The sequence below is a fragment of the Pseudoalteromonas rubra genome, assembly GCF_000967655.1.
Taxonomy (GTDB): Bacteria; Pseudomonadota; Gammaproteobacteria; order Enterobacterales; family Alteromonadaceae; genus Pseudoalteromonas; species Pseudoalteromonas rubra_A.
The window spans coordinates 1-26,515 of the sequence record NZ_JXYA01000037.1 but is presented as its reverse complement, the minus strand read 5'-3'; the positions used below and the strand labels follow the sequence as shown (position 1 = coordinate 26,515).

Genomic DNA, 26,515 nt, shown 5'->3' with positions numbered 1-26,515 from the left:
GGGTTTGCACAGTAAGGATCAAGCTATGACAGATCATGAATATCACGAGTTAGCCGATGCGTTAATGTTAACCATTGAGGAACAAATTGACGACTGTGAGGTAGACCTGGATTATGAATCGGCATCCGGGATCCTGGAAATCATTTTTCCGGATCGCAGTAAAATAGTGATTAATAAGCAAGCCCCGCTGCACCAGGTGTGGGTGGCCACTAAGTTTAACGGGCATCACTTTGAATTGCGCGACACTCAGTGGATTGATAACCGCAGTGGCGCTGAGTTCTGGCAGTTTATGAGCGATGCCGCTACCCGCCAGGCGGGCCAGCGCATTGAATGGCAGCACGACTGATGCTGCCGTTTGTAGAATACCCGGCCCAGGGAACCCACAGGGCAAGTGTGATTTGGCTGCATGGCCTTGGCGATTCTGGCGACGGCTTTTTACCTATTGCGCCAGAGCTAAGGTTACCCGCCGAACTGGGTGTCCGGTTTATTTTTCCGCATGCGCCAGAGCAGCCGGTAACCGTGAATAATGGCATGGTGATGCGCTCCTGGTATGACATCAAATCTTTTGATCTGGATAAAAGAGCCGACGAAGCGGGTGTGAGAGACTCAGCGAAATTGGTCGAGGCATTAATTGATGCCGAGCTGGCTGCGGGCATTCCGCCGGAGCGTATTATTTTGGCTGGTTTTTCGCAAGGCGGCGTGATGGCGCTGCACGTAGCACCGCGTTTTAAGGCCCGCATGGGCGGCGTTTTGGCACTCTCTTGCTACATGTGTGCCCCGGATAAACTGGCTCAGGAGGCACGGCAAACCGACCTCAATGTGTTTATGGCACATGGCAGTTTGGATCCTGTGGTGCCGATGATGGCAGGACGACAGGCATTTGAAACCTTACAAGCACAAGGCTATGAAGTAAGCTGGCAGGATTACCCGATGCAGCATCAGGTTTGTCAGGAAGAGCTGGAGGCAATCCGCACCTGGTTACTGGCCAGGTTAACGTGACAACAGAGTGAACACCCATGACACAACGCATTGTGATTAAAACAGCGGTAACCAAAGCAAACGAAGGCCCGGCCAGGCCCGTGACCTACCAATATCACTGGCGCCGAATTGGTGCCGTTGGCAGTGTGGCGGCATGTGGCTTAGCCGCTTTGTTTTATGGGATAGTAAATTCGGTCAGTGCCGATGAGCAACCAGCTTCGGCACTGAATGACTATCAGGCGGCTGCGCAATCAGACCCGCAACCGGATGGTGTTAAAACATCTGCGCCCGTCAGTGAGCCCGTGCCTGTTAGTGTCGCGGCATCCGCGCCCAGTGAATTCGCCGCTGAGCCTGTCATCGAAGCATCACCAACTCAGGCAGTTGTGATGGCAGCTGTCGTACCGGCTGTCACCCGGGTTGAAGCAGAGCTGGATGATGAGCAAAGCAGTGACGATGTTGCGCCGCAGAGTGCGGATGTAATGACCGATGAAGAAGCCAGCAACGAGCCGACCAAGCGCTTTGCTGACGACGCTCAGGTGGCCAGCGTGGCCATGGCGGCACAAGTGGATACCAATCACATCAGCCGCGCAGTGCTCACCACTGAGGTGGTCAACCGGGAGCCGGTGAATGTACTCAAAGACAGCGTTGAGCAATCGGCCTTTGCGGATAAGTTGTATTTCTTTACCGAAGTACGTGGCCTGCAGGGACAAACCATCCGCCATTTGTGGTTTCATCAGGATCAGTTGATGGCAGAAATAGATCTGGCCATCAGTGCTTACCGCCATCGCACCTATTCCAGCAAAAACATAATGCCCAGCCAAAGTGGCCAGTGGCGCATTGAAGTGATCACCGTTGATGAGCAGCTGTTGGCACAAAAAACCTTTAGAATTATTGCAACCGCTCAATAGTGAGCAGACTGAGTAAAGCATGACGACGAAAAATAACGTGTTGCGTATCGCAACAAGAAAAAGTGCGCTGGCCTTATGGCAGGCCGAATTTGTAAAAGCCGAACTGGAAAAGTTTCACGCCGACCTGACCGTCGAGCTGGTACCTATGTCGACCAAGGGGGATAAAATCCTCGATACGCCGCTGGCTAAAATTGGCGGTAAAGGCTTGTTCGTAAAAGAGCTGGAGCAGGCCATGCTGGAAGGACGTGCGGATATCGCCGTGCATTCGATGAAAGACGTGCCGGTTGATTTCCCAGCAGGGTTAGAGCTGCATACTATTTGTGAGCGTGAAGATCCGCGCGATGCGTTTGTGTCGAACCAATATCAGGCCTTGGCTGACCTGCCTGCGGGCGCCGTAGTGGGCACCTCCAGCTTGCGTCGTCAGTGTCAGATCCGCGCAATGCGCCCGGATCTGGTGATCAAAGACTTACGTGGTAATGTGAATACCCGGCTGGCGAAACTGGATGCCGGTGAATTCGATGCCATTATTCTTGCCGCCGCAGGCCTGATCCGACTGGAAATGGCTGAGCGCATTGCCAGCTTTGTCAGTGTTGAAGACTCTCTGCCGGCCAATGGTCAGGGCGCGGTTGGGATTGAGTGCCGCAGTGATGATGCACAGGTCCAGGCCTGGCTGGCCCCACTGGAGCATAGCGAAACGCGGATGAGAGTACTGGCAGAGCGCGCCATGAACCGTCGCCTGGAAGGGGGCTGTCAGGTGCCGATTGGTGCCTTTGCCGAAATTGCAGGCGAGCAGCTAACACTGCGCGGCCTGGTGGGCGCAGTTGACGGCAGCCAGATCTTACGCGGTGAGCAAAGCGGTCCGGTTGCGGATGCTGAGCAATTGGGGATCCGCCTGGCAGAGACTTTGCTGGCACAAGGTGCGGACCAAATTCTGGCCGAGGTTTATCGGGACAACTAATGTGAAACTAGCCATCACCCGCCCGGCCGGCAAAGGAACCTTGCTGGCGCAGCAGCTTGAAGCGCAGGGGGTCCCGTGTGACTGCACCCCCGTACTGGAGCTGGTAAAACTGCCTGTCAGCGAGGCCGAGCTGGCGCCCATTGTGGATGCCGAGCAGCTGATCTTCATTTCTCAGGATGCCGTGCACTATCTGGCACAGCATCAGCCTGATTTTTCCCCCGATTGTCAGTTTTTCGCCGTAGGCGAGCAGACCGCAGCCGCCATCGAGGCCTGTTTTGGTCGCCGTGCGCGTGTGCCAAAGCAACATGACTCAGAGGGATTGCTCGCGCTGCCTGAGCTGCAACAGGTTGAAGATAAACGGGTTGTGGTGGTCAAAGGGCGTGGCGGCCGCACCTTGATCAGTAAAATACTGAAACAGCGTGGTGCTTTGCTATCGCATTGTGTGGTGTATGAGCGGATCCCGGCTGCGACTGGCTCTGATATCTGGTTGGACCACTGGCAAAGGCAGGGTATTGACGGTATAGTAATCACCAGTAATGCGGCCATTGATGCCGTTTTTAATACCCAGCAGAGCGAATTACTGAATTGGCTGAGCAGTCGCCGGTTTTATCTGGTCAGTCAACGCAGTGCTGAATACCTTCGCGAACAATACGCGATTGAAGACAAACAAATCGCCATCAGTGCAGGGGCAGATAACGATGCGTTACTGGCCTGCATTATGGATAATCAGCCCCGCCAAGGTGGAACTATGACAGAACAACAACAAGGTCACTCAGGCCCTCAGTCTTCGGGCAAGGCAGCCAAACCCGCAGCCGTCTCAGACAAAGTCAGCAAAACTGCCGTACTGGCGCTGCTGGTGGCGTTGGCGTCCGGCGCCGGTGCTGCGGGTGTGTATTATCTTGGACAGCAGCAGCTGACTCAGTACCAGCAGGCTGTGGATCAGCTTAACCGCGACAATCAGCAATTGCGCCAGGCACTGAGTGCCAGTGAGCAAACGCTGGCTGCGCTGAATACGCAGGTGAGCCAGCGTGAGCAACAAGTTGCAAAACAACTGAGTGCGCAAACTCAACAGCTTGAACAGCGGCTGCAAAGCACATTACAGGCTGCTAAAAAACAGCTTGGCGGTGCTCAGAAAGCCGAAATCAATGCGCTGATCCGCAGCGCAGAGTTTCAGGCCAATATTCAACGCCATTATCTGGCGGCGGGGGCAACGCTCACACGGTTACATGATCTGGTGCGTTCGCAAAGCAATACAGCAGCGGTGCAAACCGCCATTGCCGCCGATCTGGCCCTGCTCAATGCGCAGCCGAAACCTCAGCAAGAAGCACTGTATCTGGACTTGCACGGCTATATTAGCCAGGCTGACAATTTACCGTTACAGGTGATGACTAAACCGACGCAGCAACACAGTGAGCAGAGTGAACTGACCGAGCAGGTGAGTGACTGGAAAGCCAATGCCTGGCGCTCCTGGCTCAAAATTCAGGATCAGTTTATTAAGGTGCGCTCGCATGATAAACCTGTCATCGATCCGCTACTGGACGGTGAAGAGCAGCAGCTTATTCGGGCCCAGCTGAGCAGTTATTTACGTCAGGCGCAGACGGCTCTGATGCAGCACCAGCAAAGTGTTTATTTCACCGCCCTGGAAGGGGCAAGCGCCACCTTAGCGCGTTATTACCGTACCCAGGACAGTGCGGTGGCGGCAATGCAAACCGGCCTGAAAGTATTACAGCAGCAAGAGTTTGCAACGCAACGCGTGCTTGAGCTACAAACCCCGCAGGCGGTGAAGGAGTGGTTACAATGACACGCACTCTGATCTCAGTCATGGTGCTGCTGGGTGTGCTGGCGGCGGGCCACTTGCTGATCGATGAAAAAGGCTACTTACTGGTTGCGGTGAACAACTACACCATAGAAACCTCCCTGTTTGCACTCGGTGTCATACTGATTTTTGCGCTGCTGTTGGGATCTGTGCTGTTAAACCTGGCCGGAACTTTGTGGCGGGCATTTGCCCGCAGTCGCGGCTGGTTGAAAGGCCGTAAAAGCAAGCGCCAGCAACAGGCGTTTGAAGCCGCGCTGTGGGCATGTATCAATGGCGATGACGAACAATTACAGCAGGCCCTGAGCATCGCTGATTTACCAGATCAGTGGCAGGATCAGCAGCGTGCAATGGCTGCACGGGTTGCATTGCAGCAGCTACAGCCGGCTCAGGCATTGGCACACCTGCAGGCAATGTCGCCAGAGTCACAAGGTCAGGTGGCCAAGTTGTGGCTGGAAGCGAACCAGGGTGAACAGGCACTGCTGTTACTTGGCGCACAAATGGACGAGAAAAAAGTCTCGGACAATGTTGTGGCCAGTTACCTGGACGCTTTGCTCCAGGCCGGTAAAGGGCAGCAAGCACTGGCACTGATCCAGCAAAGGCACAAACAGCTGGGCTGGTCAGAATCGCGCTGGCAGCAGTACCTGCATGCGCTGTTTGCCATTGACGAAAGCTCGGCTCAGACCACGTTTAATGCCTTACCCAAAGCGTTGCGGCCATTGGCTGCCCCGGCACTGACTCAACAGGCGCTGCGTTTGGGTCAATTTGATGCGGTGCGCGGAGACTTATTAAAGTACCTGAAAAAAGGTCAGTATCAGCAGCTCGCTGAGGCCTTACAATATGCTGGCAGTTCCGATCCTGAATTACGCAAACTGATCCAGGCGGCATTGCAGAAGCAGCCGGAGCAGGCGGAGTTATTATTCAGTCTGGCATGTCTGGCCAATGCCGAAGGAGAGCATGAACTGGCGGCCAAGATTTTCGACACACTGGCAAAATCGCCGTGGCAGGCACTGTGGCAGCAGCAGGCAGAGCAGGCTTATGCCAAAACCGGGCAGTTTGATAAAGCCTACCTGTTGGCTACGCAGTAACCTTAAGAGATTTATAATACCAATTTCACTTAATACCTGTTCAATTTGACGGAGCAAATATGACGCTAACTGTGTTAAAAATTTCTCATTTAGAACCTCATACCTTAGACATAGGTTCACAAATTTTTGCCTTGTTATCGAACATATTTTCTCGCCTCAAAATAGAACACTTAATTAAGCAAATTGGTATAAAAACCGGTCGCCCGACCGGTTTTTTTGTGCCAATTTTCCCCTACAAGTTGTGCTCGCATTGGGGGTGCCTGGGTTTAATTTGTCACTTTGCGGATATTTGTCCTTGAATCTACACTTAGGCTGCGTATGATCTGAAAAATTTTATCTGCAATCCGGGTGTCCTATGATCAATACCAAACTACCTTTACTTGATTTACATCGCCACTTAGACGGTAACGTCCGTGCTGAGACCATACTGGACCTCGGTCAGAAGTTTAATATGCCATTGCCTGCGCTGGATGTAGAAGGTCTGAGGCCTCACGTCCAGGTCATTGACAATGCACCTAACCTGATGGCCTTTCTGGCAAAGCTGGACTGGGGCGTTAAGGTATTGGGAGATTATGATGCCTGTCGCCGTATTGCCGTAGAAAATGTCGAAGACGCCATGGCGCAAAACATGGATTACACTGAGCTGCGTTTTAGCCCGTATTACATGGCCAAAACCCATAACCTGCATCCGCAGGGCGTGGTGGAAGCCGTGGTCGACGGGATCAAAGCCGCAACGCGCGGGCTGGATATCCAGGTGAATCTGATTGGCATTATGTCGCGCACCTTTGGCGTTGAAAAATGCCAGTATGAACTGGATGCCTTGCTGGCGTTTAAAAACGATTTGGTAGCGGTCGATTTGGCCGGGGATGAAATCGGCTTCCCGGGTGCTTTGTTTATCGATCACTTCAAGCAAGTACGCGATGCGTATCTGGGTGCCACTATCCATGCCGGAGAAGCGGAAGGTGCCAGCAGCATCTGGCAGGCGATCAACGAGCTCGGCGCAACGCGCATTGGCCATGGCGTAAAAGCCATCGAAGATCCTAAACTGATGGATTATCTGCGCGATAATCGCATTGGTATTGAATCTTGCCTGACCAGCAACTTACAGACCAGCACAGTGGCAAGCATAGAAACACACCCGCTTAAACAGTTCCTGGACCACGGTATTCTGGCCACAATCAACACCGATGATCCGGCGGTACAAGGGGTCGAGCTGGACAACGAGTTTGAAAAAGCGGCGCCACTGGCGGGCCTCAGTGAGTCAGATATTCTTCAGGCGCAAAAGAATGCGATTGAAATTGCCTTCTTAAGTGATTCAGACAAGCAGGCGCTGTTGCAAAAATACGCCTAACCCTGCGCGTTAAGCTGCTCAGTGTGCTGAGCAGCTTAAGTAATTCTCTTTCAGTGCACTGAGCACCTGGCTGCGGGTTACAACTGCAATTACCTTGTCATTTTCGATGACCGGATAAATTTTAGGCTTGTCCTGTTGCATCTGTGTGGCCAGGTCGACCACAGTCGTGGTTTGACTGACCGACAGAGTCTCTGTGCGCATGAGCTGACCAACCGCAGTGGCACCATCACAAAAGTAACTGCTTTGCAGTAACGGCGTCAGTAATTGTTGCTCAGAAATAAAGCCCACCAGTTTACCTTCGCTATTTTGCACCGGTGCGCCGAAGAGGGCGAACTTTTCGAGCTGAGCAATGGCGTCGGTGATTTCGGTCTCGGGTGTGATCAGCGGAAACTGGGTCGACATGATGTCTGCGATAAATTGTTTAGCCATATGAATTCTCCTGTTAAGTAACAGAGTCAGTATGGATCAAGGCAATTGATTTTTAAAATGGATTAATTATATCGCAGCGATTGGTTTTATGAATTGATGCGCGATCTGGCAACCGCGCATCACAGTGCATTACTTGATAAATGCAAATGCATCCGCGAACATAAATTCGCGCTGGGCGCCGTGGGTGATGAAGTCATCACGCACAATGCCAATCATGTCAAAGCGACCCGCCATGTAAACACTGTATGGCTCCAAAGACACAATGTCTTTCATCACCGCCTGGTGCACGTAACCGGTATGGCCCATCCAGGCCTCTGAGGCATGTTCTACCACAGGAATAAACTGGAAGTTGGCTCTGCTGTTTGCCCAGGCTTCCATTTCCGCTTTGGCATACAAAGCAGATTCTTCTTTAACACCCCAGTAAAACAGTACCGGCTGATCGTAGTTAATTTCAGCGAGGTGGTCGGCCATGGATTTGACGTAAGAAAATCCGGTACCGCCCGCCAGCAAAACCAGCGGTCTTGCCTGCTCAGGACGAACCTGAGAGACACCCAAACCCACTTCCAGGTCTACCTGAGTCTGGCTGGTGTGCGCCGCTTTTAAATGATCCAGCGCCTGCATCGCGTAAGAATCGGCACCCGAGGCACCAATATGCAGCTCCAGGGCGTTTTTCTTTGACGGGCTGCTGGCGATAGAGAAGGCGCGTTTGTCTTTTTCACCCAGTACTAATTGCAGGTAATGGCCAGCGGCAAATTCGGCATCCTGCTCCGGTGTTAAGACAACTTTAGATACGTATTCAGTCAGTGGCGAAATCTCGGCCACGGTGGCTTTAAGTACTTGCATTTTTTACCTTAGAAAATAAGCACGGTGGTGAAAGTGTGTGCACTTTAGCACACTCACGTTTACCCTGTAACCGCTTTCACACCGAGACAGACAGATTCCGGCATGATGCATTGCGACATGCCAGAAAAAAGTCTGTCAGATTAATTAGGGCTTCATGATTTTGAGGCTGTCCCAGATGTCATCTACGCGTTGCTTGGTTGCCTCATCCATCACAATGGGCTCGCCCCACTCACGGTCGGTTTCACCCGGCCATTTGTTGGTGGCATCCATCCCCATTTTTGAGCCAAGGCCTGATACCGGCGACGCAAAGTCGAGGTAATCAATCGGTGTATTTTCTATCATAGTGGTGTCTCTGGCGGGATCCATCCGCGTAGTGATTGCCCAGATCACATCGTTCCAGTCTCTGGCATTGACGTCATCATCGCAGACAATCACAAACTTGGTGTACATAAACTGACGCAGGAAGGACCACACGCCCAGCATCACACGTTTGGCATGGCCCGGATATTGTTTCTTCATCGTCACCACCGCCATGCGGTAAGAGCAGCCTTCTGGTGGCAGGTAGAAATCGACAATTTCCGGAAATTGCTTTTGCAATATGGGCACGAAAACTTCGTTCAGTGCAACGCCCAAAATAGCTGGCTCATCGGGTGGTCGGCCGGTGTAGGTGCTGTGATAAATGGGATTTTCACGATGTGTGATATGGGTCACCGTCATGACCGGGAAGTCATCGACTTCGTTATAGTAACCAGTGTGATCGCCATAAGGGCCTTCCGGTGCTGTCTCGCCCGGTTGAATGTAGCCTTCGAGAATGATCTCTGCAGTGGCCGGCACCTGAAGGTCATTAGAAATAGACTTTACCACCTCGGTTTTACTGCCCCGCAGCAGACCTGCAAAGGCATACTCGCTGAGGGTATCGGGCACCGGCGTTACTGCGCCGAGGATGGTAGCCGGATCGGCGCCGAGTGCAACCGACACGGGATACGGTTCGCCCGGGTTTTGCTGGCACCATTCCTGAAAATCCAGTGCCCCGCCACGGTGCGACAACCAGCGCATAATGATCTTGTTTTTGCCGAGTAGCTGCTGACGATAAATGCCCAGGTTCTGACGTTTTTTATGGGGTCCTCGGGTGACCGTCAGGCCCCAGGTGATCAACGGCGCGGCATCACCGGGCCAGCAATGCTGAATGGGCAGGCGGGTGAGATCCACCTCATCCCCTTGCAATACCACTTGCTGGCAGGGGGCTTTTTTCAGCTCCTTAGTTGGCATATTGAGCACTTGCTTGAATACCGGGATCTGGCCAAGCGCTTCTTTGATGCCTTTTGGGGGCTCTGGCTCTTTCAAAAATGCCAGCAGTTTACCGACTTCGCGTAATTCGCCGACATCATCCTGGCCCATGCCCATCGCCACCCGTTTGGGGGTGCCGAACAAGTTGGCCAGCACCGGCATATCAAAGCCAATGGGGTTTTCAAACAGGATGGCAGGTCCCCCGGCGCGCAATGTACGATCGGCAATTTCGGTCATTTCCAGTTTGGTGGAAATGGGCTGGCTGACCCGCACCAGCTCACCCTGTTTTTCCAGCAGGGCAATAAATTCTCTCAAATCTTTATATTTCATCACTATCTTGGGCTACTCAGAGTTGATGGCGCTAGTATAACAAGTCGCCAGAGGTAGAACAGGTATTTACGTTCGTCGTGCCCGTCTGGTTTACCCGGTGACCCTGAGTGTGTATTGCAACTTTATTAACTACTATTATGCTAACAGTAGAATTAATTGATTCGACGCAATAGTCCTTAGTCCTCATATATCTTTGCTTTTGGCTTTCAGTTATAGTCGGACGCATTGCGCAGTATTTGTTTGGAGGCGGCTTGAAAATAACAACCATAGTAGCCAGCTCATGTATTGCCATTTTGGCCTCATTGTTTGCAATGGGCAGCGAGGCGGCGTCCTCTTTGCCAATGAGTGCATTTGAGCAACACAGTGCGGTGATGCTGATCATTGAGCCCAAATCTGGCGACATCGTCCAGGCCAATGAGGCGGCTGCACAGTTTTATGGCTATGACAAAACACAGCTGGAAACCATGCAGATCCAGCAGATCAATCAGTTTTCAGCCCAGCAGGTTGAGCAGGAGCGCATGTCTGCGCTCAGTGAAGGCCGTAACTACTTTATCTTTCAGCATCAGCTTGCCAATGATGAAGTGCGCACTGTGAGTGTTTATTCGGCGCCGTTCCGTGGTGCACAAGACCAGCCTTTGTTGTTATCGGTGATCCAGGACATCAGCACACAGCGCAGTCTGGAGCAAGACTTATGGCATTATCAGTCGAACCTGGAGCAACAAGTGGCGCTGCAAACCGCAGAGCTGAAAGACGCCAACACAGTACAGCTTATTTTGCTTGGCAGTGTGATAGCGATCCTGGCCGGGTCCATTTTGGTGCTGGTGATGTTTACGCTGCGCCTGCGCCGTGCCAAGCGTCGCACAGATCTGCAGAAAAACCGCTTCAGTGCCATCTTCAACGCCATTGGCGATTATCTTATCTATACCAACTCAAGCAATGTGGTGGCTTCGGCCAATCAGGCAGCGCTGCGCGATTTAGGTTCTATCCAGGGGCGCCCTATGGCGTTTGTGCTTGAAGACTGCCCTTGCCTTGAGGCACTTGGTGCAGAACCCATTGAGTGCCAGGTGACACTGGCCGGTCAGCAACGCGATGTAGAGATCAGCAAAACCCCGGTGCTGGACAGTGCCGGTGTACAGAGCGGCTCGATTTATCTTATTCAGGACATCAGCAAGCGCTTGGCGGACGAAAAAGAGCAGCGTCTTGCCAGCACGGTATTTGCAACCACCAGTGAAGGCGTGCTGGTCTCTAATCGTGACAATCAAATTCAGATGGTTAACCAGGCTTTCACCGATATCACCGGCTTTTCGGCCGAAGAGGTACTGGGAAATACGCCGTCGATTTTTAACTCGGGCCGCCATGATGCCGCCTATTTTGCTCAGCTGTATGATGCGCTGAGTGCGCGTGGGCACTGGGAAGGTGAGATCTGGAACAAGCGTAAAAACGGCGAAGTATACCCAAGCTGGTTGCAGGTCTCTGCGGTATTTGATGCATCCGGCGAAATCGATATGTATGTCGCGCTGTTCAACGACATTACCTCGCGTAAGCGCAATGAGCAATTAATGTGGCAGCAGGCCAACTTTGACAACCTCACCGGGCTTGCCAACCGTCATCATTATCACACTAAGTTTGACCTGGCCCTGGCTCAGGCCAAGCAAAAGCAAACCCGTCTGGCGGTGTGTTTTATCGACCTGGATCGCTTTAAGGCAGTAAATGATACGCTGGGCCACCATATTGGTGATCAGCTGCTCGTTGAAGCGGCCAATCGGATCCGTGAGTGCACCCGCAATTCAGACACGGTGGCGCGCCTGGGCGGTGATGAGTTTGCGCTCCTGCTACCAGATATGGCCAAGATCAGCGACATGGAAAAGCTGGCAAGCAAAGTCCTGCATGTACTGAGCGAGCCGTTTTTTCTCGAAGGCCATGAAGCATTTGTGTCTGGCAGCATGGGGATCACCTTTTATCCCGATGATGGCGCCGATCGCAAAGTGCTGCTCAGAAATGCCGACAGTGCCATGTATAAGGCAAAAGACCATGGCCGAAATTGTTTTCAGTTCTTTACCTCTGCAATGCACGAACATGCCAAAGCACGCAGTGCGCTGGAAGGGGCGCTGCATCGTGCGCTGACAAATCGTGAGCTTTACCTGGCATATCAGCCCATTGTTGGTCAGCAGCGGCTGGGGTGCGAAGCGTTACTGCGTTGGCACAACCCTCAGCTTGGGCAAGTGTCACCGGCTGATTTTGTGCCCATCTGCGAGGAACTTGGGCTGATCATCACCATCGGCGAATGGGTATTGTATCAGGCCTGTGCGCAGGCCAAATCCTGGATCACACAAACCGGTCAGTCTTTGTTTGTGTCGGTGAATGTGTCGAGCACACAGTTTAAGCGCCAGGATATTGCCAGTCTGGTGGCTAAAGTGCTCAAGGAAACCGGATTGGCGGCCGAGGCATTGACACTGGAGATCACCGAAACTGTGCTGGCAGATAACTCGGGCCATATTCAGCGTCAGCTGGAGACTTTGCGTGCAATGGGGGTGGGTCTGGCGATTGATGATTTTGGCACCGGGTATTCGTCTTTGAGTTATCTGAAGCGCTTCCCGCTTTCGAAATTGAAAATTGACCGCGCCTTTATTCGTGATTTGCCAGACGATGAGGAAGACAGGGCACTGGTGAGTGCTATCATTTCCATGGCTGGTCAGCTGCATCTAACAGTGATTGCCGAAGGGGTTGAAACACCCGCTCAGCTGGCGTTTTTACAGGAACTGGGCTGCGATTATACGCAAGGCTTTTTACATGCCAAACCCGGTGACGCAGCGCAATTCGAAGCTTTTATCCGCGATTATAACGCGCTGCCAGACACGGCGGCTGAGTCAACCAGTCTGGCGCGTTAGTCACAGGCTACATTGTCCGGGCACAGCGTATCGAGCAGTGTCTGGGCTTTGTGATTGCCATGTGCGGCGGCCTGGCGCAGCAAGGCTATTGCCTGTGCAGGGTCGGCCTCGCCACCTTCGGCCCCAAGCAGCATAGTGGCCAGATTGTATTGACCCCAATGATCCTCCTTATGTGCAGCCGCAGCAAAGGCCTTGCGCGCCTCGGGCAGTTCACCCAATTGATAGTGTGCAATGCCACGCTGGTTGTCTGGTGAAAGTTGGTATTTCGCCGCCGGCACGTGCAGACGGGGAAGTGCTCTGGGCTTGACGATGCCGCCCATCACATAAATATCATTAGGCCGGTGGATGGCGTAGATTGCGTTACGCGCAAAGTAATCCGTCAGTGCGGCTCTTGGCCACTCAATGGGGTCTGGGTCGAAATAGTTGTCGATCATCAGATTGTCTAACTGAATGGCGCGTTTTATATCTCGTTTGCGTCCATAGGTATAGCGTCCTTGTTTAACCGTGATCGTATCTTCGCTGGTAGCAATGACCTGGGTGATGCGAAACTGGGCCTGGTAGACTCTGTCTGTATCGAAGCGTCCGAGATCGATTAAGATCAGATCATCTGTTTGCGGGTCGAGTAACAGGCGCTGATATTGGGCCGTCTGCTGCACCTGTTGCTGCCAGAAATACGCGATGATACCCAGCAAACAAGTTATCATCAGGCCGTGTTTAAAGCGGATCAGAAAGCGGCTGATGATGTCATGAGACATAAACAGCCCGGCGATGAGTTTATTCAAAGTCACTCCCTGTGGTTGGAACTGGCACCAAACCTGTCAGGCTGGTGCCGGTTTGGCAGAGTCCGTCGCGCCAATAAAGCGACGATTACTTACCCTGCATTGGGGTTTTGCCGTTCGCTGCCATCAGCGCAAAGACGGCATAGGCGGCGGTATTTTGCTTGAGTTTATCCGGGTCGACTTTATCCAGCGTGTCGTCGGCCGTGTGGTGATAATCAAAGTAGTCAGTACCATCCTGATGGAGATCGAAAATCGGCGCAGAGGTTAGGTTATTTAATGGGATCAGATCCGGACCACCGCGCGCGCGGTTGGCACCAATATATTTGATACCTAGCGGTTTCAGCTGCTCAGCAATGGCGCGTACCAGTGGCAAAGAAGCGGCGTTCACATTGGACTCAAAGGCATATACCACGTCGGCACCAAAGTCGGATTCGGCAGCGGCAACAATCTGCGTCAGATTGTCCTGATGGCGTTTAAAGTAAGCTTTTGCTCCCCATAATCCCAGCTCCTCGGCGGCAAACAGCACTACCCGGATGCTGCGCTTGGGGCGAGTCACAGACGCAATGTGCTTGGCCGCTGCCATGGTCAGCGCCATACCGGCCCCGTCGTCCAGTGCACCTGTGCCCAGATCCCAGGAGTCATGATGGCTGCCAAGCAGCACGTATTGGTCAGGATAGTCCGAGCCGGTGATTTCACCGATCACGTTAAAGCTGGTGCCTTCGCCTAGATCTTCGGTCTGAATATTGATTTCGACCTGCGGGGTGTGACCATGCTTGAGCAAGCGTGCGATTTGATCGGCGTCCGGGTTTGCAATGGCGGTCGTTGGAATTTTTGTGACCTGATCATCGTAATGACTGCCGCCGGTGTGGGCAAAGCGGTGATGGGCGGTACTGACCGAGCGCATCATGTAGGCAATGGCACCTTTTTTGGCGGCCTCTACAGCGCCCTTATTACGTGCCTGAACGGCCGGGCCGTAGCCGTTGCCATCGATATCCCGGTTCATTCTGTAGTTAATAAAAGCAATTTTACCTTTCAGGCTGCCCGGCGGTGCGGCTTTGAGTTCGTCGAATGTTTCAAACAATACGACCTCGCCACGCAGACCCTGCTCGGGTGTACTGATACTGTTGCCCAGCGCGGTGATATGCAGAGGCTGTTCACTGGGGGCGATCAGTTTCGCCGATTCGTGATAGCGGCGCCATTCAGGGAATGTCGCGGCTTCCAGCCAGACTTTGTCAAAACCCAAGCGCTTAAGGTGTTTTTCTGCCCAGGCCACCGTTAACTTGTCATTTTCTGTACCAGGCAGGCGCGGGCCAATCTCTGTTGTCAGCGACTCCAGTAACTGCCAGCTTAAATCACTCTGGCTCGCCAGTGTGCGCACTTTAGCGACGTCTTCGAGTTGTGTTGGCGTGAATTCCTGCGCCTGTGCAACCGCACTGACGGTTAATGCACACAGTGGTAACAGCCAGTGTCTGGCAGCGCTGCTTAGCCTGCTAAAAGGCGTAAAGCGTATCATCTGATCCATAGTAACCCTTGGTAATTTATATCGCCTGAGATTGTCGCAACAATTGCTGCTAAATTAAACTGTTTCGGGGTGAACGGGCGTTTTTGCTTACTGAAGTGACGGCACTATGCGGGATTTGCTAAACTTGGCGGATTAAGTTCATCCGAGGTAATAGTGTGACTCAGTCGTTTAATCAAGTGCCATTGGCCCGCCATCTGCAAACTGGTTTACAACAAGCCGGTTTTACCACCATGACACCCATTCAGGCGCAGGCATTGCCCGCCATTATTGCCCGCCAGGATGTGATTGCTCAGGCAAAAACCGGGTCGGGTAAGACACTGGCCTTTAGCCTTGGCTTGCTCAATAAACTGGCGGCCGAAGAGCAGGTGATCCAAAGCTTAGTGCTGGCGCCCACCCGCGAGCTGGCGCAACAGGTCGCTACAGAGATCCGCAAGCTGGCGCGTAGCATGCAAAATATCAAGGTACTCACAGTGTGTGGAGGTGAGCCCATTGGGCCGCAGATCAGCTCTCTGGAGCATGGTGCGCACGTTGTAGTTGGCACACCGGGTCGGATTGAAGAACACTTGTATAAGGGCACGCTTGACCTGACTCAGGTGCACACCTGGGTCCTGGATGAAGCCGATCAGATGTTAGCCATGGGCTTTGTTGAAGCGCTCGAAAATATCGCAATTTACCTGCCGCCGGAGCGTCAGACACTGATGTTCAGCGCCACCTATCAGCAGGACATCGAAGCGCTGACACAGCAGTTTATGCGTGAACCTGTGATGGTCAAAGGAGAAGAAGAGACCCTTAACCGGCAGATCAAACAGCAGTTTTTTGCCCTCAAAAACAACAAACTGAGATTTAATACACTGCGTCTGTTATTGCAGCATTACAAGCCGGTCAGCTGTATTGCCTTTTGCAATACCAAAGTTGAGACCAAGAAGCTGTACAGTGAACTCAAAAGCTGTGGCGTCAATGTGGTGACTCTGCATGGCGATCTGGACCAGGCCGAGCGGGTGCGTTCATTGATCCGTTTTGCCAATAAAAGTGCTTCGGTGTTGGTGGCCACCGATGTCGCGGCACGGGGTCTGGATATCGAAGATGTAGATATGGTGGTTAACTATCATATGGCGCTGGATCCACAAACGCACGTGCACCGGGTGGGTCGTACCGGGCGCGGTGGCAAGAAGGGACTCGCCTGTTCGCTATATGGCGAAAATGAGGCCTTTAAAGTTGCCAAACTGGGTGAAATCTACGAGCAAACGTTTGAGCCGGCAACGCCACCACCTTTGAGCCTGCTCGACAAGCCGGTCTTTAAACCCCCAATGGTTACCTTGCAGGTCGATGGCGGTAAAAAAGACAAGCTGCGCGCCGGGGACATTGTCGGATGTCTGACGTCGGAGCAAGGGGTAGGTGCCAGCCTGATTGGCAATATCGATTTACTGGACCATCAAGCGTTTGTCGCCGTGGCCAGAGAAGGGGTCAAACCGGCGCTCAGAAAGCTGCAGGAGAGCAAGCTCAAGGGGCGTAAATTTAAAGCCAAGCGGATGAGCCTGTAGTTATTCTTCCGCATGGGCATAGTACTTGAGTTGTTCGTATTCGTGTTGCAGCTGCACAAACGCTGAACTCTCCCCTTGTTGGTCCGGGTGGGCCGCAAAAGCCAGCGTGCGCCAGCGCTTACTCAGTTGGCGCCGTGAATACGGATTGGGCAGTTGCCACTTCTGTATTAATTCGTTGTGCTGCTGTGGTGCCAGGGTAGGTGCTTTTAGATAGCGTTGCCAAAACTGACCCAGCAGCGCGTTCACTTCCTCTTTGCTGGTATCATAGTTGCACCAATCTAAATAATATTCTCTGAGCGGATCCCGGGTTTGTAATGCAGACGGGAGGGACTGCTCACTCAGGCGGATATCCATTGCCTCAACCTGCAGATAATAGCCTTGCTCAGCAACCTCTTGTTGCAGTTGATACAGGGCATTCATCAACAAAAAATTACGCTTAAAGAGGTCTTTATCCGGGTCGCTGTCCAGCGTTGGCAGGCCGACTTCGGCATCCAGGGTCGCAGCCAGCCGGTGTAGTTGCGTGGCGCGCTCACGGGTGATTATCCTAAATGTGGCATCAAGGAGGGGGTTCAACATTGTTCCGCCTGTAAACATAGTGTATCTTCTTTGTTCAATTCTTATTTTTTGACGCGTTGATTGCAAGTAATACGGGGCAGGCAGGGATGATAAAGGGTTTTAAGTGGGCTGTGACCACAGTGCTATTAGTGGGTATATGGTCGGCACAGGGCCATGCTGATACGTCTGCTGCCAAACCGGCGATTGCGTCGCAAATTGACGCGTTATCAGAGCTGCCAAACTGGCAGGAGCAAGTGCTCAGTGCTGAGCGCTTGTTACAGCACAATGAACTCGGCCCCGTGCAACGTGCCGCCACCCTGACAGCGATCGGAAAAATTGCCCTGGAGAGCGCACGTTACGACATGGCGATCCGCTATTTTGAACAACTTGAGTCTTTAAGTCGCAGCGAGCAGTTGTCTGACAGCTTGTATCATGCTCTTAAGATGCAAGGGATCAGCGCCTTCTACCAGGGAGACTATGCCGCGTCGGTGACCGACTATCAGCAGGCGCTGAGTGTGGCAGAGCAAAGAGATAACCCCATTGAGCGCGCGGATATCCATAATAATCTGGGTATGTCATTTATCCAGATCCACGACTTAGAAGCGTCACTGGAGCATTATCTGGCTGCATACATGTTGTATGAACAATACGGTAACGAGCAAGACAGAGCTGACATGTTATTGAATCTGGCCGGGGTGTATATTCGCCAGTTTCGCTATGACAAAGCAGAAGAGTTACTCAAGCGCGCGATGACCTTGTTTGAGCGCCTGGGAGATCAGTATGGTGTGGCACTGGCACAGGGTAACCTGGGTGTCATTTATACTGAGTCGAACCGTCCTGAGCTGGCGCGCGTCGCGGTAAAAGCCGCCGTAGAGTACTATCACAGCATCAATGATACGCGCCATCTGGCATTCGAATACGTCAATATGGCAAAACTCAGCCTGCTGCTTCGCGATTACACAACGGCAGAGCAGGAAGTGAACTTTGCCATGTACTATGCCGAAAAAGCCGACAATCAGGCTGGCGTCATGCATGCTTTGCACCCAACGGCCAGGCTACAGTTAATGCGTGGTGATATCAGCGCAGCCGAAGTGAGTATCGAGCGGGGTTTAACGCTGACCCGTAAGCTGGGAGACAGGCTCAGGGAGCGTGAATTTCTGCATTTGCTGGCATTGGTGCAGGCGGCCACAGGCAAGATGCAGGCTGCGGCAGAAACGCTGGATCACTACCGGGACTTACAGTTTTCTTTGCTGAATGAAGGCCTGATCACTCGCCTGAATAAATACCAAAGTAAGTTTGAAGAAAGCCAGTTAAGCCAGGAGCTGGCAAAAATGAAGCAAGCGCAGGAGCTGCAAAAGCTGCAAGACGAGCAGCGCAATCAGTTACTGTGGATGAGTGGCTTGATCTTGTGTCTGACCTTGATTTCTGTGTTTGCCTTTTATCATCGCGCGAACGAGCGGCGGGCGAAAATTGAACTCAGCAAAAAAGTGGCGCAGCGCACTGCACAGTTACAACAAAGCGCGGATGAGTTACGTAATGCCAACCAGGTGAAGAGCCAGTTTTTAGCAAATATCAGCCATGAAATTCGTACCCCATTGACGGCTATTTTGGGCCACGCAGAGAGTTTGCAGCAAGACTATGCACATGATGCTCACCTGGTGTCCTCTTTGGCGGTGGTAACACGTCAGGGCAATCATCTTAAGGATCTCATCAGCGATGTACTGGACTTGAGTAAAATCGAGGCGCAGCGATTTGAGCTGGAATACACCGAGTTTACCATCGAGAATTTACTGGCGGATGTCTGCGATATGTTCCAGCGTCCCTGCATGGAAAAATCGCTTGCCTTACTGGTCGAAAATGACTTGCCCACACCCTACCTGGTGCGGCTTGACTATGTGCGGCTGAAACAGATCTTAATTAACCTGCTCAGCAATGCGGTGAAGTTCACCCATCATGGGCAGGTTGAGCTGCTCATCAGACAACATGACGATGGCCTGATTTTTATCGTCCGGGACAGCGGTATTGGCATGTCTCAGTCCCAGGTGGCACGGATTTTTGAGTGTTTCCAGCAAGGAGACAATAGCATCACCCGCCGTTTTGGCGGCTCAGGATTAGGACTCAGTCTGTCACAGCATCTAGCTAAAATGATGGGAGGAGAGATCTCGGTACACAGTGAAGTGGATAAGGGCAGCCAGTTTACGCTGTTAGTGCCTTGTGCACGCTTAAGTCAGGGCAGTGAAACAGGCGAAGAGGCTCACAGGGTGGAAGATGCTCTGCTACCGGCCTCAGAAATACGCTTATCCGGCACTGTGTTGCTGGCCGAAGATCATGATGATAATCGTGCTCTGATCGTCCGTATGCTTCAGAGAATGGGCCTCGAAGTAGATGCGGTCAGCAATGGACGACAAGCCGTGGAGCGCTGTCTCAGCGCCTACCCGGATGTGGTGTTGATGGACATTCAGATGCCCCAGATGGATGGCCTGGAAGCATTGAAATTGCTGCGCCAGGCAGGCTTTGAAGGTGACGTGTATGCACTGACGGCCAATGTGATGGAGCATGAAATCAAAGATTATCTTGCCCAGGGTTTCAGTGGTCACCTGAGCAAACCGATTAACCGCGAGCTGTTATATCAGACGCTTGCCAAGTCTTTACAGCGTACCTGTGACGCTCAGGCACTGGACCTGGCGATCGACATGAGTGACCTCAAACAGAGCTTTGCGCAAACGCTGGAACAAGAGCGCTATAAGCTGATTGATCTGTGGCAGGAGCAGGACTGGCAAGCCCTGCAGCATCATTGCCACAAATTGAATGGCGCAGCGAGCATGTTCGAGTTTGTGCATATCGCCGATGTTGCCTCGCAATTTGAAGCTGCTCTGAAGCAACAACAAACCGCACTGTATCAGGACTTGTTTCTGATCTTGTGTGATGAACTCAAGGTGTGCAGTTATTCAGAACAATTCGATGTCACCTAATTCACTGTGTTGGTCAGGCTGTTTAGTGTGGCCTGGCTTCGACACCGCCTTCGACTCTGTATCATAGTTATAGCGACTGGTGTCGGTGCGGTGGGACATATCCAGCTCAGGTCGCTGGGCTGTAAAAATTGACAGCTTTTCATGAATGCTTGCGGCCAGGTTAATCAGATCGCTGCTTGATACGGCCTGGATCTTGGAGGCCGATAGTGCATCCGAGTTGAGTTCAACCATAGACTCAATGCTCGACTGTGCTTCGTCTGAGACCGCCTTTTGCCGGCTTACCTGGTCGTGAATACTGTGCGACATCGCATTAATTTCAATCATGGCGCCTTCTATCTGGTCGACTTCTTTGGTGGAGGCTTCTGATAAGCGGACCGTTTTATCAGTTTCTTCCAGCGCAGTGAGCATCAGCGCATGGGCACTGTCTGTGCCTGCCTGAATTTTATTGACCATGGTCCGTACTTCCTGCGTTGACTGACTGGTGCGTGCGGCCAGGCTGCGTACTTCGTCCGCGACCACTGCAAAGCCCCGGCCTTGCTCACCTGCTCGGGCTGCCTCAATAGCGGCATTCAGCGCCAGTAAGTTAGTCTGATCAGCGATGGCATTAATCACGTCAATGACCGAGCTAATGGCGTCGCTGTCTGCTTTCAGTGCCGCTATTTGTTCACTGGTGGCCTGAATATTCGCTGCCAGCGTCATCAGGCTTTGCTGGCTCCGGTCAGTATCAACACGGGTTTTTTTGACCGCTTGTGTGGCGTTTTCGACTGAGCTGTAAATTTTCTCCAGACTGTCATCCAGCTCTCTTGATACCGTCAGCATATGATTGATGGCCGTGGCGAGATCCGCGCCGTGGGCATGCTGTATGGTGGCCTTTTGTGTCATTGAGGCATAGGTATCGCGCAGGCTGTCGGCCATAGGGGTCAGACGGGAAGAAGACGCATAGACTTCGCCAATAATGTGTTCCATCATGGCCATACTGGCATTAATGGCCAGGCACGCTTTAGGCAGTGTTTTGTCCTGTTCGTCAAAACGAAAGGTGAGGTCTATGGTGTCCTGGTGATGTAGTGCGCTGACAAAGCTTTGTAAATAGGCACCCTTTTCTTGTTTTTTATCTAGCCACACGGTGATCAGCACAGACGCAACCAGCATCATGGTGATTAAAGTGGCAGTGACAGTCAGGGGGAGGGAAAAGATGGCGGTACAGACCAGCACGGCGGCTATGTTCACTGTCGTCACGGCCATGGCACTGGCTACTAAACGCATGGGTATGGGTTCCTTTATCGGACTTGCAGGATAAGGAGCGTGTCCTTATTTGCGTTCAAATGTCTTATGCATATCCTTTAATATATAGAACACACCCTTGAGAGTTCCAAGCAACGAGGGCATAAAAAAAGCCTGCATAAGCAGGCTTTTTCTGTTCAAGCGATTGGTTATTTACGCTTCATCGAGTCAAAGAACTCGTTATTGGTTTTGCACATTGACAGCTTGTCGATCAGAAATTCCATTGCATCGATTTCGCTCATCTCATGGACAATTTTGCGCAAGATCCACATTTTTTGCAGCTCATCTGGTTTTGTGAGCAGTTCTTCGCGGCGCGTACCTGAACGGTTAAAGTCAATGGCCGGGAAGACACGCTTTTCAGCAATCTTACGGTTTAAGTGCAGTTCCATGTTACCGGTACCCTTAAACTCTTCGTAAATAACTTCATCCATTTTAGAGCCCGTGTCGATCAGGGCTGTAGCGATGATAGTCAGGCTGCCGCCTTCTTCTACGTTACGTGCAGCACCGAAGAAGCGCTTTGGCTTGTGCAGTGCGTTAGCGTCGACACCACCTGTCAGTACTTTACCTGACGATGGGATCACTGTGTTGTAGGCACGAGCAAGACGCGTGATAGAGTCCAGCAAAATGATGACGTCTTTTTTGTGCTCAACCAAACGTTTCGCTTTTTCGATGACCATTTCTGCAACCTGCACGTGGCGGCTTGCTGGCTCATCGAATGTTGAGGCGACTACTTCACCTTGTACCAGGCGCTGCATTTCTGTTACTTCTTCCGGACGCTCGTCGATCAGCAGTACCATCAGTGTTGCATCTGGGTTGTTGTAAGAAATAGACTGTGCAATGTTTTGCAGCAGCATGGTTTTACCGGCTTTAGGTGGTGCAACAATCAGTGCACGTTGACCTTTACCGATTGGAGAAGCCAGGTCCAGAACACGCGCAGTGATGTCTTCTGTACTGCCGTTACCACGTTCCATTACCATACGTTCGTTGGCGTGAATTGGCGTCAGATTCTCGAACAGGATCTTAGTTCTGGAGTTTTCTGGCTTATCGAAGTTAACTTCGTTTACTTTCAGCAGCGCAAAGTAACGCTCACCATCTTTTGGTGGGCGGATCAGACCGCTGATGCTGTCGCCTGTACGCAGGCTAAAACGTCTGATCTGGCTGGGCGAAACATAAATGTCATCCGGGCCTGCCAGGTAGGAGGCTTCTGATGAGCGTAAAAAGCCGAAGCCATCCTGAAGAATTTCCAGCACGCCGCCGCCATAAATGTTTTCGCCGCTTTTAGCGTGCGCTTTCAAGATGGCGAAGATGATGTCTTGTTTTCTCAGACGGGCAACGTTCTCGAGCCCCATAGACTCGGCAAGTTTTACAAGCTCATTGATTGACTTGTCTTTCAGTTCGCGTAAATGCATATTGGTGGGTTCTTTATTTAAAAGTTGTTCTCTCGTGGTACGAGGGATTGAATTGAAATTGCTTTAGGTTAGTGGCTCTATAAGTTAGCAGCTAGGGGAGCAGTCGTCCAGTCTTTATACAAATTTAATCAGGCAGGCCAAAATGGCGCTACCTGATGTCTTTAGACTGTGACTGATTGGCGACCAGCGTATGCCGGTGCCATTAATCAGTGATCAGTTAGATGTTGTTCTCAAGGAACTCAATCAATTGTGTTTTTGACAATGCACCAACTTTAGTTGCCGCTACAGCACCGTCTTTGAACAGAAGCAGAGTTGGGATGCCACGAATACCGAACTTAGGCGGTGTTAGCGAGTTTTGGTCGATATTAAGCTTAGCTACGGTCGCGCGACCTTCGAACTCGTCTGCAATTTCGTCCAGGATAGGGGCGATCATTTTACAAGGACCACACCACTCAGCCCAGAAATCTACCAGTACAGGGGTATCCGACTTAAGCACGTCTGCTTCGAAGCTGTCATCAGTTAGTTGAATAATTTTGTCGCTCATTGCGCTCTCCGTTAGAATTAGGTCAATTATTTAATGCGTATTTAAACACTCTTGTTTCTTATTGCAAGTTTAAACGTTATGCTTAATTGCTATGACTAAGACACATTTGACCAATAAAAAATTTATCGACTTTGCTTTAGCGCCGGAAGTGGTCGCCGGTTTGACAGCGAGTGGCTTCGAATACTGTACGCCAATCCAAGCAAAGTGCATGCCCTACATTAGTGAGGGCAGAGACATTGCCGGTCAGGCTCAGACAGGAACAGGTAAAACGCTCGCGTTTTTAACTGCGACATGCCACAGACTGTTGCAAAGCCAATCTGACGCTCAGGTTGCCGGTCAGCCACGTGCGTTGATCATGGCACCGACTCGAGAGCTTGCGATCCAAATCCACAAAGACGCACAAATATTGGCGCCGGCGTGTGGGTTAAAGCTTGGCTTAGTATATGGTGGCGAAGAATACGAAAAACAACGGTCGCAGTTAGAAAAAGGGGTGGATATCCTAATCGGCACGACCGGACGCCTGATCGATTTCTATAAACAAGGTGCCTATAACCTTAATAACATTGAAGTTGTTGTACTTGATGAAGCGGATCGCATGTTTGATTTGGGCTTCATTAAAGATATTCGTTATATGTTCAATCGTATGCCGGATACCCAACAACGTCTGAACCTGCTGTTTTCTGCAACCTTGTCTTATCGCGTGCAGGAATTGGCTTTTGAACACATGCACAACCCTATTCATGTGCAGATAGAGCCGGATGTAAAAACAGGCAAACGGATCAAAGAAGAATTGTTTCATCCCTCGCAAGAGGACAAAATTCCTTTACTGCTCACCCTGATTGAGGAAGAGTGGCCAGACAAGGCCATTGTATTTGCCAATACTAAGCATAGTTGTGAGAACGTCTATGAATGGCTGAAAAATGATGGACACCGGGTGGGACTGTTAACCGGTGATGTGAATCAGAAAAAACGTTTGTCGATTTTGTCTAGGTTTACCAAAGGTGAGTTAGATCTGCTCGTTGCGACGGATGTTGCAGCGCGGGGCTTACATATCCCTGAAGTGAGTCATGTGCTCAATTTTGATTTACCAGACGATTGCGAAGATTACGTGCATCGTATCGGTCGTACTGGCCGAGCGGGTGCATCAGGGCATGCAATTAGCTTTGCCTGTGAGCAATATGCTTACAACTTACATGAGATTGAAGAATACATTGACCATGCAATTCCGGTTTCTCACTACGATAAGTCAGCATTACTGGATGATATAAAAGCGCCAGCCAGACAACAAAGGCGCAGAAATCCATCCGGTCAGCGCGGTAATCGCAGCGGTAATAACCGCCGACAAGGTAGTTACCAAAAATCGCGCCCGCGCAGCTAGCCGGGCGTTTTGGTAGAGGTAAATAGAGGTTAGTGAGCGTGGTTCAGAAATCTCCACACGAAAATGTGTATGCGGTGATTGATTTAGGATCAAACAGCTTCCATATGCTGATCGCAAAACATATGGCCGGCGGCGTGCATACAATCGGGCGAGTAAAACGTAAAGTACGCCTGGCCGCAGGCCTGGATGAGCAAAACCTGCTGAGTGAAGAAGCGATGCAGCGAGGTTGGGAGTGTTTATCTTTGTTTGCCGAACGGCTTCAGGATATTCCGGCCGGAAATATTCGTATTGTCGCGACTGCAACTTTGCGTCTGGCGACCAATGCCAATGTGTTTAAGCTTAGAGCAGAGGAAATTCTTGGTCATCCTATCTCTATTATTAGTGGTGAAGAAGAAGCGCGCTCTATTTACAAAGGCGTTGCACATACCTCCGCATGTCAGGGGCGACAACTTGTTGTCGATATAGGTGGTGCAAGTACAGAAATAGTCATTGGCCAAGGTTTTGAAGCGCACTTATACCACAGTCTGAATATGGGGTGTGTTACCTACTTGGAGCGTTACTTCTCTGATGGCGCACTGAGTGAGGCAAATTTTGCTGCGGCCACAGCGGCTGCGCATAGTGTCGTTGCACCTTTCGCAACACAATACAAAACTGCCGGGTGGGAGCTGGCGATTGGCGCATCCGGCACGGTACAGGCTATTCAGGAGATCTTTGCTGCGCTTGGCTTAGATGAATTGCTGACTCTGGACAAGCTTCAGGCAATTCGCAAGCAGGCAATCCAGTTCAAAAGCATAGAGCAGCTTGAGCTACCGGGATTAAGCGAAGAGCGCCGCCTGGTATTTGTATCCGGGTTGGCGATATTGATAGCGCTTTTTGAAGCATTACAGATTGAGCGAATGGGTCTGGCTGGCGGTGCATTACGTGAGGGTGTCCTATATAGCATGATTGATCAACTCAATCAGGCTGATATTCGTAAACGGACGCTTGATGGTTTTATGTCGCGATATCATGTTGACACTAGCCAGGCGGCACGTGTTTTTGAGATATGTAAAATACTACTGAAGCAGCTCGAAGCTCCGATGCAGTTTGACTTTCAAAATGCCTGTGACTTATTGAGCGCAGCTGCATCTATGCACGAGATTGGCCTGGTCGTTGATTACAAGTCTTATCACCAGCACAGTGCCTACATTTTGAAGCACACAGGTATGCCGGGATATTCGCGAGTACAAAAGCAGATGGTAGTCGCTTTAGTCGGTAATCACCGACTTGATGTCGAAGAAAGTTTGCTTTCTCAGTTTGGTAATCATCAAGGGTTGATTGAGTTGCTTGTCAGGATACTCCGGGTTGCAGTGATTTTATCAATGCGCCGTCAAGATGATGTACTACCTGATCTCTATATTACGGCAACCGAGCCTGAAACACTGACCCTGACTTTACCAGGAGATTGGCTACATGAGCATCCATTGATGCGAAGTGAGCTGGAGTCAGAGGCCGGGTATCAGGAAAAAGCCGGTTGGATATTGAAAATTGAGCGCGATTAAGCGCTCTTTTTGTACATAAAGTATCAAAAACCCCCGTTTTGCTGTAATTTTGTCCGAACGCGCCGTTTTTCTCACTTTTCTTCAAAAAAGGGGTTGCGTTGAGTTTCGATTTCCCTATAA

Annotated in this window: 21 protein-coding genes; 12 read left to right on the top strand and 9 right to left on the bottom strand. The window is 51.4% G+C overall.

Translation table 11 applies throughout. The features are described from left to right. The first annotated feature begins 25 nt into the window (after window positions 1-25). The 7 genes from cyaY (at window position 26) to add (ending at window position 7,096) form a co-directional block, all read left to right on the top strand. The gene (gene cyaY, locus TW77_RS15390; RefSeq protein ID WP_046005866.1) at window positions 26-346 is read left to right on the top strand and encodes an iron donor protein CyaY; all 321 of its coding nucleotides are present in this window, start codon (window positions 26-28) and stop codon (window positions 344-346) included. Beyond that, the gene (locus tag TW77_RS15385; protein ID WP_046005865.1) at window positions 346-999 is read left to right on the top strand and encodes an alpha/beta hydrolase; all 654 of its coding nucleotides are present in this window, start codon (window positions 346-348) and stop codon (window positions 997-999) included. Before cyaY ends, TW77_RS15385 begins: the two co-directional genes overlap by 1 nt. A 17-nt stretch (window positions 1,000-1,016) precedes the next feature. Then, window positions 1,017-1,886: a DUF2914 domain-containing protein gene (locus tag TW77_RS24365; RefSeq protein WP_052713218.1), complete on the top strand. Its 870-nt coding sequence runs from the start codon at window positions 1,017-1,019 to the stop codon at window positions 1,884-1,886. A gap of 19 nt (window positions 1,887-1,905) precedes the next feature. Further along, on the top strand, window positions 1,906-2,844 hold the full coding sequence (gene hemC / locus TW77_RS15375) for a hydroxymethylbilane synthase (protein WP_046005863.1): 939 nt from the start codon (window positions 1,906-1,908) through the stop codon (window positions 2,842-2,844). A 1-nt stretch (window position 2,845) separates the two neighbouring features. Beyond that, window positions 2,846-4,645, top strand: coding sequence for a uroporphyrinogen-III C-methyltransferase (locus tag TW77_RS15370; protein ID WP_046005862.1), 1,800 nt, complete (start codon window positions 2,846-2,848; stop codon window positions 4,643-4,645). Beyond that, on the top strand, window positions 4,642-5,745 hold the full coding sequence (locus tag TW77_RS15365) for a heme biosynthesis HemY N-terminal domain-containing protein (protein WP_046005861.1): 1,104 nt from the start codon (window positions 4,642-4,644) through the stop codon (window positions 5,743-5,745). Before TW77_RS15370 ends, TW77_RS15365 begins: the two co-directional genes overlap by 4 nt. A gap of 355 nt (window positions 5,746-6,100) precedes the next feature. Continuing rightward, window positions 6,101-7,096 carry an adenosine deaminase gene (gene add / locus TW77_RS15360; protein ID WP_046005860.1) on the top strand — a complete coding sequence of 332 codons (996 nt, stop codon included), beginning with the start codon at window positions 6,101-6,103 and terminating at the stop codon, window positions 7,094-7,096. 18 nt (window positions 7,097-7,114) lie between these two features. On the opposite strand, the gene TW77_RS15355 is transcribed toward add, so the two are convergent. From TW77_RS15355 to ubiD, 3 genes are all read right to left on the bottom strand, one after another. Continuing rightward, window positions 7,115-7,525, bottom strand: coding sequence for a CBS domain-containing protein (locus TW77_RS15355; RefSeq protein WP_046005859.1), 411 nt, complete (start codon window positions 7,523-7,525; stop codon window positions 7,115-7,117). 129 nt (window positions 7,526-7,654) lie between these two features. Continuing rightward, window positions 7,655-8,368 (bottom strand): NAD(P)H-flavin reductase, encoded by a 714-nt coding sequence (gene fre / locus TW77_RS15350; protein ID WP_046005858.1) that lies wholly within the window; start codon window positions 8,366-8,368, stop codon window positions 7,655-7,657. Window positions 8,369-8,512: 144 nt separating this feature from the next. Then, window positions 8,513-9,985 (bottom strand): 4-hydroxy-3-polyprenylbenzoate decarboxylase, encoded by a 1,473-nt coding sequence (ubiD, locus tag TW77_RS15345; RefSeq protein ID WP_046005857.1) that lies wholly within the window; start codon window positions 9,983-9,985, stop codon window positions 8,513-8,515. A gap of 251 nt (window positions 9,986-10,236) precedes the next feature. Between ubiD and TW77_RS15340 the strand changes: the two genes are divergently transcribed. Further along, complete coding sequence (locus tag TW77_RS15340) at window positions 10,237-12,873, top strand: sensor domain-containing protein (RefSeq protein ID WP_156158686.1); 2,637 nt, start codon at window positions 10,237-10,239, stop codon at window positions 12,871-12,873. On the opposite strand, the gene TW77_RS15335 is transcribed toward TW77_RS15340, so the two are convergent. After that, a complete protein-coding gene (locus TW77_RS15335) occupies window positions 12,870-13,655 on the bottom strand; it encodes an SEL1-like repeat protein (protein WP_046005856.1) in 786 nt (261 codons plus the stop codon). The genes TW77_RS15340 and TW77_RS15335 overlap by 4 nt on opposite strands. An 85-nt stretch (window positions 13,656-13,740) precedes the next feature. Then, window positions 13,741-15,174 carry a M28 family peptidase gene (locus TW77_RS15330; protein WP_240479504.1) on the bottom strand — a complete coding sequence of 478 codons (1,434 nt, stop codon included), beginning with the start codon at window positions 15,172-15,174 and terminating at the stop codon, window positions 13,741-13,743. Window positions 15,175-15,329: 155 nt separating this feature from the next. Between TW77_RS15330 and dbpA the strand changes: the two genes are divergently transcribed. Then, the gene (dbpA, locus tag TW77_RS15325) at window positions 15,330-16,715 is read left to right on the top strand and encodes an ATP-dependent RNA helicase DbpA (protein WP_052713217.1); all 1,386 of its coding nucleotides are present in this window, start codon (window positions 15,330-15,332) and stop codon (window positions 16,713-16,715) included. Here dbpA and TW77_RS15320 read toward each other — a convergent pair whose 3' ends face one another. Further along, entirely contained in the window at window positions 16,716-17,291 is a 576-nt protein-coding gene (locus TW77_RS15320) for a DNA-J related domain-containing protein (protein ID WP_046005855.1), read from the bottom strand. An 86-nt stretch (window positions 17,292-17,377) separates the two neighbouring features. On the opposite strand from TW77_RS15320, the gene TW77_RS15315 reads away from it, so the two are divergent. Then, window positions 17,378-20,242: an ATP-binding protein gene (locus tag TW77_RS15315; RefSeq protein ID WP_052713216.1), complete on the top strand. Its 2,865-nt coding sequence runs from the start codon at window positions 17,378-17,380 to the stop codon at window positions 20,240-20,242. Here TW77_RS15315 and TW77_RS15310 read toward each other — a convergent pair. From TW77_RS15310 to trxA, 3 genes are all read right to left on the bottom strand, one after another. Continuing rightward, window positions 20,219-21,505, bottom strand: a complete 1,287-nt coding sequence (locus TW77_RS15310) for a methyl-accepting chemotaxis protein (RefSeq protein ID WP_046005854.1) — start codon at window positions 21,503-21,505, stop codon at window positions 20,219-20,221. The genes TW77_RS15315 and TW77_RS15310 overlap by 24 nt on opposite strands. A gap of 167 nt (window positions 21,506-21,672) precedes the next feature. Further along, on the bottom strand, window positions 21,673-22,932 hold the full coding sequence (gene rho, locus TW77_RS15305; protein ID WP_010387091.1) for a transcription termination factor Rho: 1,260 nt from the start codon (window positions 22,930-22,932) through the stop codon (window positions 21,673-21,675). Window positions 22,933-23,149: 217 nt separating this feature from the next. Then, complete coding sequence (trxA, locus tag TW77_RS15300; RefSeq protein ID WP_010387092.1) at window positions 23,150-23,476, bottom strand: thioredoxin TrxA; 327 nt, start codon at window positions 23,474-23,476, stop codon at window positions 23,150-23,152. Window positions 23,477-23,567: 91 nt separating this feature from the next. On the opposite strand from trxA, the gene rhlB reads away from it, so the two are divergent. Then, window positions 23,568-24,854: an ATP-dependent RNA helicase RhlB gene (rhlB, locus tag TW77_RS15295; RefSeq protein WP_046005853.1), complete on the top strand. Its 1,287-nt coding sequence runs from the start codon at window positions 23,568-23,570 to the stop codon at window positions 24,852-24,854. A gap of 38 nt (window positions 24,855-24,892) precedes the next feature. After that, window positions 24,893-26,395 carry a guanosine-5'-triphosphate,3'-diphosphate diphosphatase gene (gene gppA / locus TW77_RS15290; protein ID WP_046005895.1) on the top strand — a complete coding sequence of 501 codons (1,503 nt, stop codon included), beginning with the start codon at window positions 24,893-24,895 and terminating at the stop codon, window positions 26,393-26,395. The last annotated feature ends 120 nt before the right edge of the window (window positions 26,396-26,515 follow it).

Excerpts from the sequence above, each read along its gene's own strand:
- TW77_RS15385 (WP_046005865.1), top strand. The coding sequence starts at position 346 with ATGCTGCCGTTTGTAGAATACCCGGCCCAGGGAACCCACAGGGCAAGT.
- TW77_RS24365 (WP_052713218.1), top strand. The coding sequence starts at position 1,017 with ATGACACAACGCATTGTGATTAAAACAGCGGTAACCAAAGCAAACGAA.
- rho (WP_010387091.1), bottom strand. The coding sequence starts at position 22,932 with ATGCATTTACGCGAACTGAAAGACAAGTCAATCAATGAGCTTGTAAAA.
- hemC (WP_046005863.1), top strand. The coding sequence starts at position 1,906 with ATGACGACGAAAAATAACGTGTTGCGTATCGCAACAAGAAAAAGTGCG.
- fre (WP_046005858.1), bottom strand. The coding sequence starts at position 8,368 with ATGCAAGTACTTAAAGCCACCGTGGCCGAGATTTCGCCACTGACTGAA.
- TW77_RS15330 (WP_240479504.1), bottom strand. The coding sequence starts at position 15,174 with ATGGATCAGATGATACGCTTTACGCCTTTTAGCAGGCTAAGCAGCGCT.
- trxA (WP_010387092.1), bottom strand. The coding sequence starts at position 23,476 with ATGAGCGACAAAATTATTCAACTAACTGATGACAGCTTCGAAGCAGAC.
- rhlB (WP_046005853.1), top strand. The coding sequence starts at position 23,568 with ATGACTAAGACACATTTGACCAATAAAAAATTTATCGACTTTGCTTTA.
- TW77_RS15320 (WP_046005855.1), bottom strand. The coding sequence starts at position 17,291 with ATGTTGAACCCCCTCCTTGATGCCACATTTAGGATAATCACCCGTGAG.
- add (WP_046005860.1), top strand. The coding sequence starts at position 6,101 with ATGATCAATACCAAACTACCTTTACTTGATTTACATCGCCACTTAGAC.
- TW77_RS15310 (WP_046005854.1), bottom strand. The coding sequence starts at position 21,505 with ATGCGTTTAGTAGCCAGTGCCATGGCCGTGACGACAGTGAACATAGCC.
- TW77_RS15315 (WP_052713216.1), top strand. The coding sequence starts at position 17,378 with ATGATAAAGGGTTTTAAGTGGGCTGTGACCACAGTGCTATTAGTGGGT.
- TW77_RS15355 (WP_046005859.1), bottom strand. The coding sequence starts at position 7,525 with ATGGCTAAACAATTTATCGCAGACATCATGTCGACCCAGTTTCCGCTG.
- TW77_RS15365 (WP_046005861.1), top strand. The coding sequence starts at position 4,642 with ATGACACGCACTCTGATCTCAGTCATGGTGCTGCTGGGTGTGCTGGCG.
- ubiD (WP_046005857.1), bottom strand. The coding sequence starts at position 9,985 with ATGAAATATAAAGATTTGAGAGAATTTATTGCCCTGCTGGAAAAACAG.
- cyaY (WP_046005866.1), top strand. The coding sequence starts at position 26 with ATGACAGATCATGAATATCACGAGTTAGCCGATGCGTTAATGTTAACC.